This is a genomic window from Arthrobacter castelli DSM 16402 (assembly GCF_000430705.1).
Classification (GTDB): domain Bacteria; phylum Actinomycetota; class Actinomycetes; order Actinomycetales; family Micrococcaceae; genus Arthrobacter_C; species Arthrobacter_C castelli.
In genome coordinates, this window is sequence record NZ_AUMN01000004.1 from 185,145 (window position 1) to 198,694 (window position 13,550).

Annotated in this window: 15 protein-coding genes and 3 pseudogenes; 5 read left to right on the top strand and 13 right to left on the bottom strand. The window is 61.2% G+C overall.

The window, feature by feature from the left end:
* Positions 1-28 precede the first annotated feature (28 nt).
* Together H535_RS27655 and H535_RS0106865 are read left to right on the top strand one after the other, a co-directional pair.
* Entirely contained in the window at positions 29-529 is a 501-nt protein-coding gene (locus H535_RS27655; protein ID WP_051298675.1) for a MarR family winged helix-turn-helix transcriptional regulator, read from the top strand.
* Between the two features lie 347 nt (positions 530-876).
* Positions 877-1,275, top strand: a complete 399-nt coding sequence (locus H535_RS0106865; protein WP_026818970.1) for a hypothetical protein — start codon at positions 877-879, stop codon at positions 1,273-1,275.
* 51 nt (positions 1,276-1,326) lie between these two features.
* Here the strand turns inward: H535_RS0106865 and H535_RS29850 are convergent, their stop codons facing one another.
* From H535_RS29850 to H535_RS29855, 3 genes and pseudogenes are all read right to left on the bottom strand, one after another.
* On the bottom strand, positions 1,327-1,530 hold the full coding sequence (locus H535_RS29850; RefSeq protein WP_245580201.1) for a hypothetical protein: 204 nt from the start codon (positions 1,528-1,530) through the stop codon (positions 1,327-1,329).
* Between the two features lie 81 nt (positions 1,531-1,611).
* A pseudogene (locus H535_RS30270) lies at positions 1,612-1,680 on the bottom strand (hypothetical protein); the annotation flags it as partial.
* A gap of 121 nt (positions 1,681-1,801) precedes the next feature.
* Positions 1,802-2,434: an IS110 family transposase gene (locus tag H535_RS29855; protein ID WP_245580203.1), complete on the bottom strand. Its 633-nt coding sequence runs from the start codon at positions 2,432-2,434 to the stop codon at positions 1,802-1,804.
* Positions 2,435-2,883: 449 nt separating this feature from the next.
* Between H535_RS29855 and H535_RS27660 the strand changes: the two genes are divergently transcribed.
* The gene (locus H535_RS27660; protein WP_155838591.1) at positions 2,884-3,507 is read left to right on the top strand and encodes a hypothetical protein; all 624 of its coding nucleotides are present in this window, start codon (positions 2,884-2,886) and stop codon (positions 3,505-3,507) included.
* A gap of 192 nt (positions 3,508-3,699) precedes the next feature.
* Here H535_RS27660 and H535_RS29860 read toward each other — a convergent pair.
* Together H535_RS29860 and H535_RS0106885 are read right to left on the bottom strand one after the other, a co-directional pair.
* Positions 3,700-3,864 (bottom strand): annotated as a pseudogene (locus H535_RS29860) (IS21 family transposase); the annotation flags it as partial.
* Between the two features lie 115 nt (positions 3,865-3,979).
* The gene (locus H535_RS0106885) at positions 3,980-4,288 is read right to left on the bottom strand and encodes a hypothetical protein (RefSeq protein WP_026818972.1); all 309 of its coding nucleotides are present in this window, start codon (positions 4,286-4,288) and stop codon (positions 3,980-3,982) included.
* A 38-nt stretch (positions 4,289-4,326) separates the two neighbouring features.
* Between H535_RS0106885 and H535_RS28925 the strand changes: the two genes are divergently transcribed.
* Together H535_RS28925 and H535_RS27665 are read left to right on the top strand one after the other, a co-directional pair.
* On the top strand, positions 4,327-4,476 hold the full coding sequence (locus H535_RS28925; protein ID WP_155838592.1) for a hypothetical protein: 150 nt from the start codon (positions 4,327-4,329) through the stop codon (positions 4,474-4,476).
* A 58-nt stretch (positions 4,477-4,534) separates the two neighbouring features.
* Complete coding sequence (locus H535_RS27665; RefSeq protein ID WP_026818973.1) at positions 4,535-5,170, top strand: TetR/AcrR family transcriptional regulator; 636 nt, start codon at positions 4,535-4,537, stop codon at positions 5,168-5,170.
* Between the two features lie 684 nt (positions 5,171-5,854).
* Here the strand turns inward: H535_RS27665 and H535_RS28310 are convergent.
* From H535_RS28310 to H535_RS23960, 8 genes and pseudogenes are all read right to left on the bottom strand, one after another.
* A pseudogene (locus H535_RS28310) lies at positions 5,855-6,196 on the bottom strand (recombinase family protein); the annotation flags it as partial.
* A gap of 91 nt (positions 6,197-6,287) precedes the next feature.
* Positions 6,288-7,241, bottom strand: coding sequence for a PfkB family carbohydrate kinase (locus H535_RS0106895; protein WP_026818974.1), 954 nt, complete (start codon positions 7,239-7,241; stop codon positions 6,288-6,290).
* Positions 7,238-8,689 carry a purine-cytosine permease family protein gene (locus H535_RS0106900; RefSeq protein WP_051298679.1) on the bottom strand — a complete coding sequence of 484 codons (1,452 nt, stop codon included), beginning with the start codon at positions 8,687-8,689 and terminating at the stop codon, positions 7,238-7,240. Before H535_RS0106900 ends, H535_RS0106895 begins: the two co-directional genes overlap by 4 nt.
* Positions 8,690-8,794: 105 nt before the next feature.
* Positions 8,795-9,838, bottom strand: coding sequence for an ADP-ribosylglycohydrolase family protein (locus tag H535_RS0106905; protein ID WP_051298681.1), 1,044 nt, complete (start codon positions 9,836-9,838; stop codon positions 8,795-8,797).
* Positions 9,835-10,569: a GntR family transcriptional regulator gene (locus tag H535_RS0106910; protein WP_026818977.1), complete on the bottom strand. Its 735-nt coding sequence runs from the start codon at positions 10,567-10,569 to the stop codon at positions 9,835-9,837. The genes H535_RS0106905 and H535_RS0106910 overlap by 4 nt, the downstream gene beginning before the upstream one ends.
* 423 nt (positions 10,570-10,992) lie before the next feature.
* Positions 10,993-11,832: an MBL fold metallo-hydrolase gene (locus H535_RS23950; protein WP_035768565.1), complete on the bottom strand. Its 840-nt coding sequence runs from the start codon at positions 11,830-11,832 to the stop codon at positions 10,993-10,995.
* Positions 11,829-12,629, bottom strand: a complete 801-nt coding sequence (locus H535_RS23955; protein ID WP_051298726.1) for an amino acid ABC transporter ATP-binding protein — start codon at positions 12,627-12,629, stop codon at positions 11,829-11,831. The genes H535_RS23950 and H535_RS23955 overlap by 4 nt, the downstream gene beginning before the upstream one ends.
* An 8-nt stretch (positions 12,630-12,637) precedes the next feature.
* Complete coding sequence (locus H535_RS23960; RefSeq protein ID WP_081416511.1) at positions 12,638-13,543, bottom strand: amino acid ABC transporter permease; 906 nt, start codon at positions 13,541-13,543, stop codon at positions 12,638-12,640.
* Positions 13,544-13,550: the final 7 nt, after the last annotated feature.

The following is a 13,550-nucleotide window of genomic DNA, read 5'->3' on the forward strand; positions in this document are numbered from 1 at the left end:
GCGAACAAAATCAAGCTACCATGGGTATATGCATGATTCAACGCTGGACGGCGGGGCCCAACGGGAGCGGGTCTTGGAAGATGTCTCTGATTCCAGCCGGCTGCTGAGCACGGCCATGGTCCTGTTTCATACGAACTTGTCCTCGAAGGTCGGTCTAGGGCCGACCGACGAGAAAGTGCTTGAGCTGGTCCGCCGCGACGGCAGTCCATCACCTCGGGATCTGGCCGAGTACACCGGTCTGGCGCGGAACTCGATCACCGATGTCCTCGACAGGCTCTCCCGGCGCGGGTTTATCGCCCGCAGCCGGGACGCCGGCGACGGGCGGATAGTGAGAGTGCGTGTGACAGAGGAAGGGGCGGCCAGAATCGGCGGGTACTTGATGGGGTTAATGACGCGGGTCTCCGAGCTCAATACCGACTACACGGTGGATGAACTACGGCTCATCGCCCAGTACCAGCGACGTGCCGCCGCCATACAGGAGACGGAGGCGCGAAAGCTGCTCACGGACGACACATCAGGCAAGACATGACCGGTGGAAGCTTGGTCTTCAGGGAGGCTTGGCAGTGCCACGGGCGTACTGCTGCTTCTTGTGTTGTCGAAGCGGGCGTGGGGGTCTTTGCTCCAACTACGACCGGAATGTCCAGCGTTCGTTATTACTCGTTATACCCCCGTGTTGCCAGACTTACTACATTGACACGTACGACTCGGCCAACGAACCGAGCCGTGCCGGAGAACAATCGATGAAACGAACCAGGAATGAGCATGCGATGAAGATCCTGATTTTCGGCGCCGGAATCATCGGCCAGGTTTATACGGCACGGCTCACCGCCGATACTTGGTCCGGCGGAGCCGCTGACCGGGTTCGATCTGGTCATAGTGGCTGTTCGGCGCGATCAACTCAAGACGGCACTTCCATCGCTGGAGAAGATCTACTCCGGTCGGTTCCTGGTGCTGGGCAACGCGCCAATGGAGGTCGCCCAAGAGTTAGGGCGGCGGAAGAACGTCAACGTGCTCTCCGCATTCCCCGGCATCGGCGGTTACCGGATGCACGACGGGCGCATCCGCTATGTGGAGCCGTTGCCGACAATGGTCGGTGACGCGGCTGGGGTCGAGCAAGCCGTCGTGCAGGTCCTGAAATCGGCCGGCTTTCGAACAGACACCAGCGGCCATATGAACGTGTGGCTGCAGGCACAAGCCATATTCATCACAGCCGCCGTTGCCGCAGTCAACGTGGCCGGAGGAGATCCTCGGCTGCTGGCCACTGATCGGTGTTAGCTCCGCGTGCTGCCTCAGCACTGCCAGTATCCGTGCAGGGTACGTGTGTGGTTAGGCCGTGCTCATGGCGGCCCCGTTCTGCAGGGGTGCGGCCGCGGACCAGCACCATCCGGCCAGTTCCCTGGCGATCGCGGTATTGGCCTTGGTCCGGCGTTTACCGTGGGCATCGAAGCGTTCCCATTGGTGGTGTAGTCGATGATTGCCTTCCATGGCGCGGGTCCGGGTGGCGGGGTCGACGAGGTCGAACTGACGCAATAGGCGCACGCCTGGACGCGTGTAGGGGCGTTGGTGAAGCCATGCCGCTTCGATGAGCAGCCGGCGTGCGTAGGTGTTGCCGGCCTTGGTGATCGGTCCCTGGCTGCGGGTCTGGCCGGAGGAGTGCTCGCTGGGGGGTGAGTCCGAGATAGGCGCCGATGGAGGCGCCGGTGAAACGGGTCCAGTCTCCGACCTCGACTGCCAGCCCGAAGCCGGTGGTGAGTTGGATGCCGCGGAAACACATCAGCGCGTTGATCACCGGGAAGTACTCTCAGTCCGGGGCCAGATTCGTGATGTGCTGTTCCAGAGATTTCAGGTGCTGCAGCTGCAGGATTTGAAGTTCAACATCGGCTTCGAGGGTCAGCTGCGCGGGGCGCTGATCGAAATGCTGGTGGTTCAGCCAGGCGATATGTGTTTGGGTCCAGTGGGTCTTTTCCGGGTAGTGCAGTCCTTTGCGCAGTAGCAGCGCGTTGATGCGTTGGCGGCTGTGAGCCAGTTCCTTAGCCGCCGTTGCCCGGGCACGGGAGAGGTCGCGGAGTGCTTCCTGATCCGGCGAAGGCACCCGTACCGGCACGATTTCACCCAGGCTGAGCATATGGGCCAACGCCATCGCATCGCGACGATCCGTTTTGACCCGGTCTCCAGGTGCCCGCAGAAGCTTCGAGCCAGCGGCGACGACGCAGTCGATGCCGGCCTCGATCAGATACCTGGCCAAGCCGAAGCCGGTGGGCCCGGCCTCGTAGGCGACTCGCACCGGTGCGTCGAAGCGTTGGACCCACGACCGTACCGCGACCGGGTCCGAGGCCATCTTCTCCCGGAAAACTTCCCCGGTTTGGGTGTTCATGGCGCAGCCAACAATGCTCTGGGCATGGACATCGAGGCCAATATAGGTATGCTCAAACATGTCGGGACCTCCCAAGATTCAAATGTGGCACTACCAGTCAATACCCGACCGGGCCAGCAGCCCAGAGGATATTTGGTACCGGTAACCCACGATCTTTTGAACAGAAGGTCCCGGCCCCACTACCGGCCCGTGCCGATACAGGACAGTACCGGCCGGGGCAGGGGACCCGCGGCGCCACTTACAGCGCCACTGCACCAGGTGCGACCATGCCGGCGCCGCCGGGAAGCCCCGGCGATAATGACTACTACCGGACGGGCCGGTAACCTTTCCGGCCCCACCCTCATATTGTCTAAACGATACTGTTGTTCAGTCGAGGTGTTAGGTGTCGCATTGTTTGATGATGATGCCTAACAACCCGCCCATGCTAAAGGTACGGCAGGGGTAGAACCCATCCCCCGAGTTCTGAATGGAAGCCTATTATTCAATACCGCTGCTGAGACAATGGGCGGGTGAACACCGAACCAACACGCGCCGATGAAACCTCCCGAAAATCTCCTTGGGGAGTCGTCATCGCCGCGGTGATCGTGTGGTTCGGCCTCTGGTGTCTCACCCCCGGTCTGCTCAGCAACGGCGTGGGCAGCCTCTTCACCGACGCCCCAGCCGTCTTGGTGCTCATAGAGACGATCATCGCCCTCGTGATCGCGGTAGTCCTGGTACGCGTTCATCACCAGTACAACCGCGAACTGTTCTCGCGCTCGCGGACGAGCTGGGTCTATGCACTACCGCTCGTGGCCGCGATCGCGCTGCCGTTCCACTACGCCATGGCGTTTCCCGTCGCGCTTTACATGTTCTGGATGACTGTCTCGGTGTTCTGGCAGGACTACCTCACGTTCGGCCTGCTGCAGAGTTACTTGACCGAGAGGCTCCCAAGGTGGGCTGTATTGGTTGGGAGCGCGGTGATCTTCTGGGCCGGGCACGCCTTGCTGCTGCCCGATAAGTTCGCGCCGATCCACATTCTGCCGAGCCTTGCGATCCTCGCGCTCGGGTTCGCGCTGGCCACGCTCCGCATCTGGCTCAAGACACTGCACCTGATCCTGGCGCTGCACCTCGCATTCTACTTCGTCGTTGCGTAGGAGTGGCAGCTAGCAAGACCAGATCCGAGTGTGGTCAGTAGCCTGCCTACAGGCCAAGTGCCGCCCGCAAGGAGATCGCTTGGATCGAGCGGCAGATACCTCTCTTGCCGGGTCCCGCTACAGAGCGTAGCGTAGACACAATTGTTACCCGACCCCGGGATACGATTGACGAATCGGACACTGGTCCCCGGTGCGTCGGCCGATGCTGGTGGCATTGTCGAAGACGAGTTGCCGCGGCACCACCCCGATATGCTCGAACCCGGTGCGCAGCCCGTGACAGACGCATTCAGCGGTCTCTCCGGCGTAAGCCGGCACGAGGCGCATATTCGAAAACGGGAACGTTACGACCGGGATATGCAAGACCTGCCGGATCCCGGCGATGAGCGCCTAACAAAGCCTCGATCAGCCAGGCATGCCCCCACCAGTTTGCCGGGCACTGTAAAGCCCGGATTCGCGTGTTAGGTGGCAGCGATCAGTCTTCGTTGAAGGGAAGTAATTCTGTAGAGATCACGGTGCCTGCGCCGAGGAATTCGGAGGGCTCGACCATGAGTGGTTCAAGAAGCCTGCCGACTTCGGGGCCAAGGAGGGATAGTCCCGAGGCTGCATGCTGCTCACTTTCCCACAGGTTGAGGACCAGCTGACGGCCCTGTTGCAGGTCGATGACCACACTGCTCAGAAATCCCTGCTGAGTTGAGTGAAGCCGGTTGAACTCCTCCAAACTATCCGGGGAAGCGCTCAACTTGGTGGGGTCGAACGAGTTCAGGCGGGCTATAGCGTACATCCTGCATTCTCCTTACGGTTTATCCTTACTATTCATCCATGGCGATATCTGCTGAGCGGTGGTACGGACGGCAGGTCGTCCCACTCCCAGAGCTCGCTCAATACCGGCAGCACGACGTCAGCTGGTTCGAACAACATTCAGCTGAACCCCCGGAGTCTGCCGACGATCCCCAGGACCTGTTGTGGTAATCCGAACGTCCTAAAATTACACGTGCTGTTACATTAAAAACTACGCAGACTGTGTAATATGTCAAGGGTGGTGGCGAACACGATTACCGGACCGGCGAACGCACGCAGTCGCCGTACCCGGATCGCACTTCTCGACTCGGCTCGGGCAATCCTCGAATCCGGCGGGTTCCCTGCACTGACCATGGCCGCGGTGGCCGATCACGCGGGTGTGACCCGGAGGGCCGTTTACCTGCACTTCACCGACCGCGCCGAACTAACTACCTGCCTCTTCGACCACATCAGCGCAGTCGAAGATCTGGCTGCCTCGTTGGCGCGGGTGTGGGCCGCCCCCGAAGCGGGCGCGGCGTTAGAGCGGTGGGCGGAGCATCTTGCCCGTTACCACCCGCGAATCCGTGCTATCGATCTCGCATCAGCCCAGGCCGCCGACATCGACAGCGACGCGCATGCACATCGCCAACAGGTCGCGGCCGACCAGCAAGCCGCTTGCCGTCGTCTTGCGCTGTGGCTGGCTGGGGACGATCGCCTGGCCGCGCCGTGGACACCCGACACTGTCGCAGACCTGCTGTGGGCACTGATGTCTTCCGACATGTTGACCCGGCTGCTGCACTCACGGAAATGGAGCACGAGTCGCTACGCCGAGAACATCACGCTCGTCTTGCAGCGCACCTTTCTTGCCGACAAGCCTCAGCACTGAGAGGCCCAGCTGTGCGGGATTCGCCGGATGACCGCGAAGACACCTCCTCCGCAGCCGTCACGGCGTCCTTTCAATGTTCGGTGCAGCGCCTGTACCGATGCGGCGCAGCGTCACCAGGGCGATTCCCACTGCGGCGAGCATCAACACCATAGCGATACCCGCCGCCGTCGTGATTCCCGAATTGAAGGCCGCCTCGTCGACTCCAGCAGTGACTGGGCCGCCTGTGGAGGAAATGATTGCGCCACCTGGTTGGCGCCACCAAATGGCTCGTCACTCCAGTAACCGCGGAACTGTGATTTCTGCAGTATGATAGAATTTTAGTGCTCGTAGTGCATGCGAAGAGAAGATTCGCATGCTCCCTCTTGAGCTGGAAAACTTCTCCTCCAGTTCTGCGGTCCTACGGTGCCAGTGTCCCACGCTGTCAGGGGCTGAGTCCGCACCAGGACCGACAGGGCAGCACGTTGGCGATCGCCGCGCGGCAAGCAGCTCCGGATGTCGATCAGCCGACTGCTCTAGTGGTGCCTCGTCGGCCTCCAGATAGCTGGCAACATTGTGGAACGATACTGTCCGCGCCGCCACAGGTCACTGAGGCTGCCGCCGCTGGATCACCTCAGGGTCCGTGACGAGCCCGTAGTGGAATCGCTCCTCCATCGCTCCTATGTGTGCGGTGAAATTTGTTTGCATCTAAACAGCGGTGTCGCCTGCACGCTTGATGGTGCGGTAGACGATGGAGCGTCCCACGGAGAGCAGTTTGGCTAGCCGCATATGGAGTGCTCACCCGCCGCTTGCAAGCCATTGAGGTAGGCTTCCTGCTTGGCTGTCAGCTTCGGTTGCTTGTCTCGCAGCCGACCTTAGCCTTCGCAACTTTCATGCCTTCACGGGTTCGGGTTCGGATGAGGTCGGCTTCGAACTCTGCGATCATCGCCAGAGCGTTGAACAGCAGTTTCCCTGTGGGGTCGGGTCATGGATCGATCCGCCGATGCTAAGTATTATTTCCCGCTCGGCGATTTCGTGGGCGTCGCGGACCGGTGGGTTCGGAGAATGCGGGGACGACCGGTTGAGAGCGGGCGAGGTAACGGGTCGGGCCGTGGCAGCGCGTAGATGTCGCGGGCCTGGATCATCTCGTGGCTGAGTCGAGTTCCTCGCGGGTGGGTGCGGTGGCCGGGCCGTGCCTGGTTATGGCCAGGGCGGCAGAGATATTGGCCCGACGGACCGCTTCGGGCACGCCGTAGCCTTGGGCAAGTTGCCCACACAGAACCCCGCAGTGCGCGTCGCCTGCCCCGTTCGTGTCCACCGCTTGGACGGGGTGCGCGGCAATGTGTTCGACTGGGCCGCGACTGTCGTGGTCTTGGTCCCCGGACGCGATGATGGCTCCTTCGGCTCCGGCACGCAGGACCACAGTGCAGCCCAGCCCGGCAGCAAGCGAATGGGCCTTTTCGGACAGGTCATATTCGAAGTTGATGCCGAGCTTCTCTGCCACGAGGGAGGCTTCGCGCTCGTTCGTGCTCCATACCTCTGCCATGCCGGCGATGGTCCGCACGACGTCGGTTGGCACTTGCCCGATGACCGGCGAGGGGTCCACGACGAGCCTGGTTCCTTCCGGAAGGTCCGGCAGCCACGTCAGGAGGGCGGAACGCGATGAGTCATGCAGCAGTGAATACCCGGTGACATAGACGATGTCCCCGGCTTTCGGATGTGTGGCTTTGTAATCGTCAGCGGTGATGTCTCCTTCGGCACCCAGCCGTGATATGAAGGTCCGCTCGGCGGTATCGTCCACCAGTGCGATGGAGAACCCGGTGTCCTGGTCGATGTGCGGGTTGGAGAGGATCTGGACACCGGCCTCTTGCATGGCCGCTCGTACCTGATCGCCGAACGGTCCGCTTCCGTGTCCGCCGGCGTACACCACATCGGCACCATCTCTGGCGGCTGCGGCCATGACGTTGAACCCGCCGCCTGTATGCAGTTCGTGACTGGTGGCGAAGGTGTCGGATCCCGGTTCGGGAACGGCCTCAATCCGCATCACCATATCGATGATTGCCTGGCCGGTATGCAGGAGTCGGCCGGCGCTCATCGTGCATCCTCGCGCCGGCGTGCCCCACCAAGAGCTGCATATGCGAGGCCGGCGACCAGCAGGCTGACCATCCAGGCCAAGCCGTTCTGGCCCGCCCAGGTCTCATGGAACGGGCCGGTGAACCACGCTGCTTCGCCCGGCTGGACTTGCATGAACGTGGCGCCGGAGATGATGCCAGCGATCCAGGATCCGAAGGCCGGCCACGCGATGCCCCCGCGGTACCAGTATGCCGAGCGCCGGCTCAGGTCGAGCAACGCCACCTCGTCGTAGGTGCTCCGTCCGATCATGTCGACGCAGAACACTCCGACCCAGGCGACAATCGGCACGGCGAGCAGTGAAATGAAAGTGATGAATGGCCCGTAGAAGCTGTCGGCGATAAGCAGGAAACTCAATGACGCCGCCGTGGTCACCACAACGTCAACGAGAACCGCATACGTTCTGCGCAACCGGAATCCCAAGGTGATGGTGACTAGACCGGCCGAGTACACGGAGAGGTGATTGGAAAGCAGCAGGCCCACGAACGAGACGATGAGGTATACCACAGCCATACCAAGCGGGAGGGTTTCACGTATGGCTTCGAGGGGGTTGGGGGAGGCAAGAACATCGGCATCAGAGCTGCCGATCAGGGCGCCCATGGAGATCATGAGCATCAGTGGGATGCCTGCACCGGCGGCGGCTGAGGCTATCAAAGAAGAGCCCTTGACAGCAGGGGTCTGGTAACGTGCCATGTCAGCCCCCGAATTCGCCCAGCCGATGCCGGTGCCAGCTGCAATGGTCCCAATGCCCGTCAGTACGATGGCCACGCTACCGGGCGGGGCGCTGAATACCGCGGACCAATTAACTTCGACGACCAGGAATGCGATGACGAAGAGGTTGATCGCGCCAAAGATCCACGTGGCCCACTTCTGCACGATCAGGATGAAGGCGTGGCCCATTCCCGAGACCGATATGGTGCACCCCACGAAGAGCACGACTCCCACCACTGTCAACACCGGAACGGACTTGGCGGTGGGCCCGGTTCCGAAGGCGATGGAACACATGGTGACGAATGCCAGAGCGGCGGTTGCAGTGTTGACTGTTTCCCACCCAAGCCGTGATAGAAGGGCCACCACAGTCGGTCCGATGTTGCCCCTGACACCAAAGGTGGCCCGGGACAGGGTCAGGCTGGGTGCCCCTCCCCGGCGTCCGGCAATGGAAATGACGCCCACGATGGCGAAGGAGCCGAACGCGCCCAGAAAAGCAACAACGATCGCCTGCCAGATGTTCAGTCCGGCGGCCACCAGCGAGACGCCCAAGGGCAGCCCCACTACGGAGATGTTGGCTGCAAACCACACCCAGAACAGTTCCATGGGGTTGCCGTTGCGTTCGGCTTCGGGAACCGGTTCGATACCGCGTTGTTCAACTGCACCCAAGGGGGATGCAACTGGCTGTTCAGTTTCGATGCTCATGTCTTCTCTCCATTGAGGTTCTCGGTGTGGACCAGCGGCATCTTCTCGCCATCTGGTCCGGGACATGCCTGTGGTCTTTTTGTGGCGTTCATTGGTCAGGATGCTTCAGACTCCGCTGTGTGACCGGAGGACAAGCAGGCCTTCCGCGAGAGGTTCGAGCCCAAGATTGTTGATCTTCTCGAGGATCTGGAGTTCGGCCGACGGCAGGGCAGATGCCCCGTGGCAGGCGCCGAGGATGGAACCGGCGATGGCTGCGATCGTGTCAGTGTCTCCCCCAAGGGAAGCCGCCGTGCAGAGCCCTTGAAAGGGGTCGTGATGGTACCGCTCAACCAGAAGCAGCGCGCTAACGACCGATTCCTGCGACTGGACTGAAGTGCCGACCACGTTGTAGAGGAAGTCGGCAAACTCTACTTCATCGAGACGACGTGCGATGGGCACCATGGCTTGGTAGCGGTCGTGGATGGAGGCCCCGGCAACCCAACTGCCTTCGTCCCTGCACGAATCCGCTGCGGATAGGCCGGCTCGGAGCGCCGCCTTGGTGCTCGCGCCCTGGATGCCGGCGCTGACGGCTACGGCGATGGCCGCGGCAGCCGAGATGCCCAGTCCCGTATTGTGGGTGACACTGCTTGCCTGGAGGATTCTTTGCAGCAGCAGCGGCCCCACCGCTGTGGCGATTCCGACCGGGGCGATCCGCATGGCGGCGCCGTTGGTGGTGCCATACCTGCCAGCTTCGCCCGGGTCCGCACCGGATTGCAGGGCCATGAGGGCCGATTTGGTGGACGGGCCCAGCAGGTCGCGGGATCCACGCCTGATCATTGATTGTTCCCAGTCGATCAGCGCGGACGCGAAGCCCCGGGGTTCGATGTGACCATCGCCATCGAGCAGTAGGTTGGCCACGAGGATGGCCTGTTCGGTGTCGTCGGTCACTGACCCGCCGGTCATCTCCGGCGCGATCGGCTGGTCAGGCGCCCCGTCAACAAATCCGGTGATGCGTCCGTACCGGGCCTGCACATCGGAACGAGGCAGGGACTGGGTGGGCATACCAAGCGCGTCACCCAACGCGAGTCCGGCCAAGGCCCCGTATGCCCGGTCAAGGGTGGATGGCACCGTGGGGTCGGTGTTTGCCGCGGTGACAGTCTGGTCGGTCATTCGTTTTCTCCGAATTTCAGGTGCAGGGTGAAACGTGAGGGGTCCAGCAGGGAAACGACGTGTTCGACGAACCGGCCTTCCTCGTTGAAGGAGGTCCTCACGCTGCGCAGGAAAGCGGCGCCCGGAGTGCGCCCGAGGATTCCGGCCTCGCGCTCATCGAGCATGCGCACATCGACCCTTTGTTCGCCGGTGGCCGCTATGAGACCCTCAGCTTTCAGCGTTTGCCAAAGAGAACCGTCTATCAGCCCGGTCCGTGGCAGGTCAGCCAGATTGCCGGTGGAGGGAATCGTGGAGCATTCAAACGAAAGGACCCGATCCTGCCCGTCGGATCCCGTGCCGGTGCGGATACGCCGGACCGCCATCGCTTCTGTGAGATCGACGTCCTCCGGCAGCAGGGGAACGTCTTGCCGCTTGACCGGGGCGATATCCAGAAGGCGGGTTCCAAGCTCCGCACCTGCCCCGGCGAGAGCCTGGGCCCAGCCGCCGCGCTGATCGAGCTGGTGCCCATCGAATGTAACGAATGACCCTATTCCGGAGCTGGTCGATATGAGACGGCGACGTTGCAGCTCACCCAAGGCCTGGCGGATCGTACCCCGGGACACCGAGTACTCCTCGGCGAGCCGGTACTCGCCGTCGAGTTGCTGGCCATGACTGAATTCGCCGCAGCGGATCCGATCGGCCAAGGCCTCAACGACCAGCGCCCTCTTACCGTAAGTCGCCTGCTTGATCATGTCTATACATGTACACTCCTGTCCATTGGTAAGTCAAGGCAGGCCTCCTTTGCAACGCGCTGCGAACGGCGGCACGCTTCAGCGGTCACGAGCACCGTCGAACCCTTTGACTGCGACGTTGCTTTTGTTCACGTGGCCGGCTCCCGATAGCCCGCGGAACTGTGATTTCTGCAGTGTGATACAGTTTTAGTGCTGACAGTGCATGCGAAGAGGGTCAGCTGAATGACCCATCGCAAGCTGCAAAACATATCCCATGGTCGTAGAGCTTCCTCACGCGCGTGACATCCAGTTGGCTGGAAGTGTCACAGCTAAGGTGCTGATATATAGGGAAGCGTTCCATCAATGACGACGTTCTCCATGGTGGCGAGAGCCGCTGCACGGACAAGGTCAGCCGTGCGAGTACCCGGTACAGTCCGGCCGCATCTACAGGGTCATGAAATCGCTGCCGACGATTACTTTGCCATTGAACCCTTTTGATGCTTCTTTTTTCCAGGTCTCGTCGGTTATGCCGGCGTCGGTGGGGACAAAATGGGACAGGACGAGGGTTTTGATGTTGGCGGCGTGGGCGATCTTTCCGACCCGGTCGACTGTGGTGTGGCTGTCGAGCAGGTGTTTTTTCAATGCAGTTCCGTTGGTCCGTTGGAGGATCCAGTCGAGTGCGGGCTCGTAGAGGACTTCGTGGACGAGGATGTCCGCGCCTTGTGCCAGCTCAATGAGGGCGCTGCTTTCGGCGGTGTCACCGCTTATCACAATGGATCGGTCAGCGGTGTCGAATCGGTAGGCGAGGGCCACCTCAAAGGGCGGGTGGTTGACCAGTGCGGCGGTGACGGTGACGGTATCCGATTGGTGGACTATTCCCGGTTCGGTGATCTCTCGGGGGCTGATGAGTGGTTCAAGGGGTGGTCGGCCTTCGTCGGCAATGCGTGTTTCTATGTCGACGCGATTCATCGAAAGGAATTCGCGGGTCATTGATGTCAATGGCGGTGGGCCGTAGGTGGACACTTCATGGTCTAGATTTGCGCCCCAGGCCAGCATCAGGAGGTTGCCGTAGTCGGCGTTATGGTCGGAATGGTGGTGGGTGATGAAAACACCGGCGAGATGGTCAAAATCAAGGCCCGCACGCGTGTACTGTCTAGCCACGCCGTTGCCGCAGTCGATGACAAAGACTTGTCCGTCGATGTTGATGGCTTGCGCAGGGGCACTGCGCGACATTTTCGGAGTGGGGCCACCTGCGGTCCCCAGTAACGTCAGAGTGGTGGTCACGATGCCCTTTCGTGCTGTTTTTCACTGTCGGCCCGTGATTCCTCGGTGAGGACGCGACGGAGGAAATTCCGGGTTCTTTCTTCTTGAGGGTTGCTGGTGATTTGGTTTGGCGTTCCCTGCTCGAGGATGACTCCGTTGTCCATGAACGCGATGGAGTCGGCGACGTCGCGGGCGAAACTCAGCTCGTGCGTGACAATGACCATGGTCATTCCGCCGGCGGCGAGGTCTTTGATGACTTCGAGTACTTCGCCGACTAGTTCAGGGTCGAGGGCTGATGTGGGCTCGTCGAAGAGCATGAGCTTCGGGTCCATGGCCAATGCACGGGCAATTGCTACCCGTTGGGCCTGGCCTCCGGAGAGTTGTGCCGGGTACGCGTCGGCAAATTGCCGCAAACCGACCTTATCGAGCAGCCGCATTGACTGATCCGCCGCGATGGTTTTGGAAACACCCTTGGTGACGATGGGAGCCATGGTGATGTTCTCGGCCGCGGTCATGTGGGGAAAGAGGTTGAAGTGCTGAAACACCATGCCGATGTCCCGGCGCTGGTGTGCCGCGGCGCGGCTACGGAGCCGGTGCAGTTTATTGCCTTTGACCTGGTATCCGATTAGCTGGCCCGCGACCCAGATGTGTCCGTGCGTGACTTCTTCGAGATGGTTAATGCAGCGAAGGAAGGTGCTCTTGCCCGACCCGGACGCACCGATGAGGCATTGCACTTCGCCGGTATTGACAGCTAAGTTGATCCCCTTGAGAACTTGTGAGTGGCCGAACTGTTTATGGACATTTTCGGCTCGGACCATTTCTGCCATCAGCTTGCCCTTCCTCTTGCGGTTTTGTTCCCACGGTCCTTTTGCCGCCGGATGCTACGTCCCAGGCGGCGCTCCAGCAGGGCCTGGCCGGCGCTGGCAATAGAGGTGACAAGCAAGTACCAGACCGTGGCGACGATGAGCAACTCAATCGTCTGGAGATTGACCGCCGAGATGTTCTGGGCGACGGTGAGGAGGTCACCGCCAGCGATGACGGCCACCAGTGAGGTCATCTTGAGCATTTGGATGAACTGGTTGCCGGTCGGCGGCACGATGATCCGCAGTGCTTGTGGCACGACTACCCGGGACATCATTTGACCGCGGGTGAGGCCCAGCGCCTGTGCAGCCTCGGTTTGGCCGTAGCCAACGGACATGATTCCGGAGCGAATGATCTCGGCCATGTAGGCAGCCTCGTGTAGGGCCAGTCCAAGTACGGCGGCGACAAACGTGGTAATGACTTCGTTGGTCGGCCAGGAGGCGAAGGTGACTCCGGTGAAGGGGATGCCTAGTGTTATCTGGTCGTAGAAGAGGGCGAAATTGCCCCAAAGCAGGATCTGCACAAGCAGCGGTGTGCCACGGAAGAGCCAGATATAACCGCGGCTGACTGCACCAGCCACCGGGTTGCTGCTGAGCCGCATCAGAGAGATGACCAGCCCCAAAACGATCGCAATCGCTTGCGAGAGGACCGCCAGCTCCAAGGTGGTCCAGAGCCCGTTAAGGATCCGGGGGCTCAGGATGAACTCGCCAACCACCGGCCACGCAATATTGGGGTTGACATACAGTGACTGTGCGATGAACGCGGCCACCGCGGCCACGATCAGGCCGGAGATCCACCAACTGAGGTTGCGTTGCTTGACGATAGCCTGCGGAATATCCGTGCCGGTTTTCGTACCTGTGCTGGTAGTCATAGCGATA

Excerpts from the sequence above, each read along its gene's own strand:
- H535_RS27655 (WP_051298675.1), top strand. The coding sequence starts at position 29 with ATGCATGATTCAACGCTGGACGGCGGGGCCCAACGGGAGCGGGTCTTG.
- H535_RS29855 (WP_245580203.1), bottom strand. The coding sequence starts at position 2,434 with ATGTTTGAGCATACCTATATTGGCCTCGATGTCCATGCCCAGAGCATT.
- H535_RS0106885 (WP_026818972.1), bottom strand. The coding sequence starts at position 4,288 with ATGTACGCTATAGCCCGCCTGAACTCGTTCGACCCCACCAAGTTGAGC.
- H535_RS28925 (WP_155838592.1), top strand. The coding sequence starts at position 4,327 with ATGGCGATATCTGCTGAGCGGTGGTACGGACGGCAGGTCGTCCCACTC.
- H535_RS27665 (WP_026818973.1), top strand. The coding sequence starts at position 4,535 with ATGTCAAGGGTGGTGGCGAACACGATTACCGGACCGGCGAACGCACGC.
- H535_RS0106895 (WP_026818974.1), bottom strand. The coding sequence starts at position 7,241 with ATGAGCGCCGGCCGACTCCTGCATACCGGCCAGGCAATCATCGATATG.
- H535_RS0106900 (WP_051298679.1), bottom strand. The coding sequence starts at position 8,689 with ATGAGCATCGAAACTGAACAGCCAGTTGCATCCCCCTTGGGTGCAGTT.
- H535_RS0106905 (WP_051298681.1), bottom strand. The coding sequence starts at position 9,838 with ATGACCGACCAGACTGTCACCGCGGCAAACACCGACCCCACGGTGCCA.
- H535_RS0106910 (WP_026818977.1), bottom strand. The coding sequence starts at position 10,569 with ATGATCAAGCAGGCGACTTACGGTAAGAGGGCGCTGGTCGTTGAGGCC.
- H535_RS23955 (WP_051298726.1), bottom strand. The coding sequence starts at position 12,629 with ATGGTCCGAGCCGAAAATGTCCATAAACAGTTCGGCCACTCACAAGTT.
- H535_RS23960 (WP_081416511.1), bottom strand. The coding sequence starts at position 13,543 with ATGACTACCAGCACAGGTACGAAAACCGGCACGGATATTCCGCAGGCT.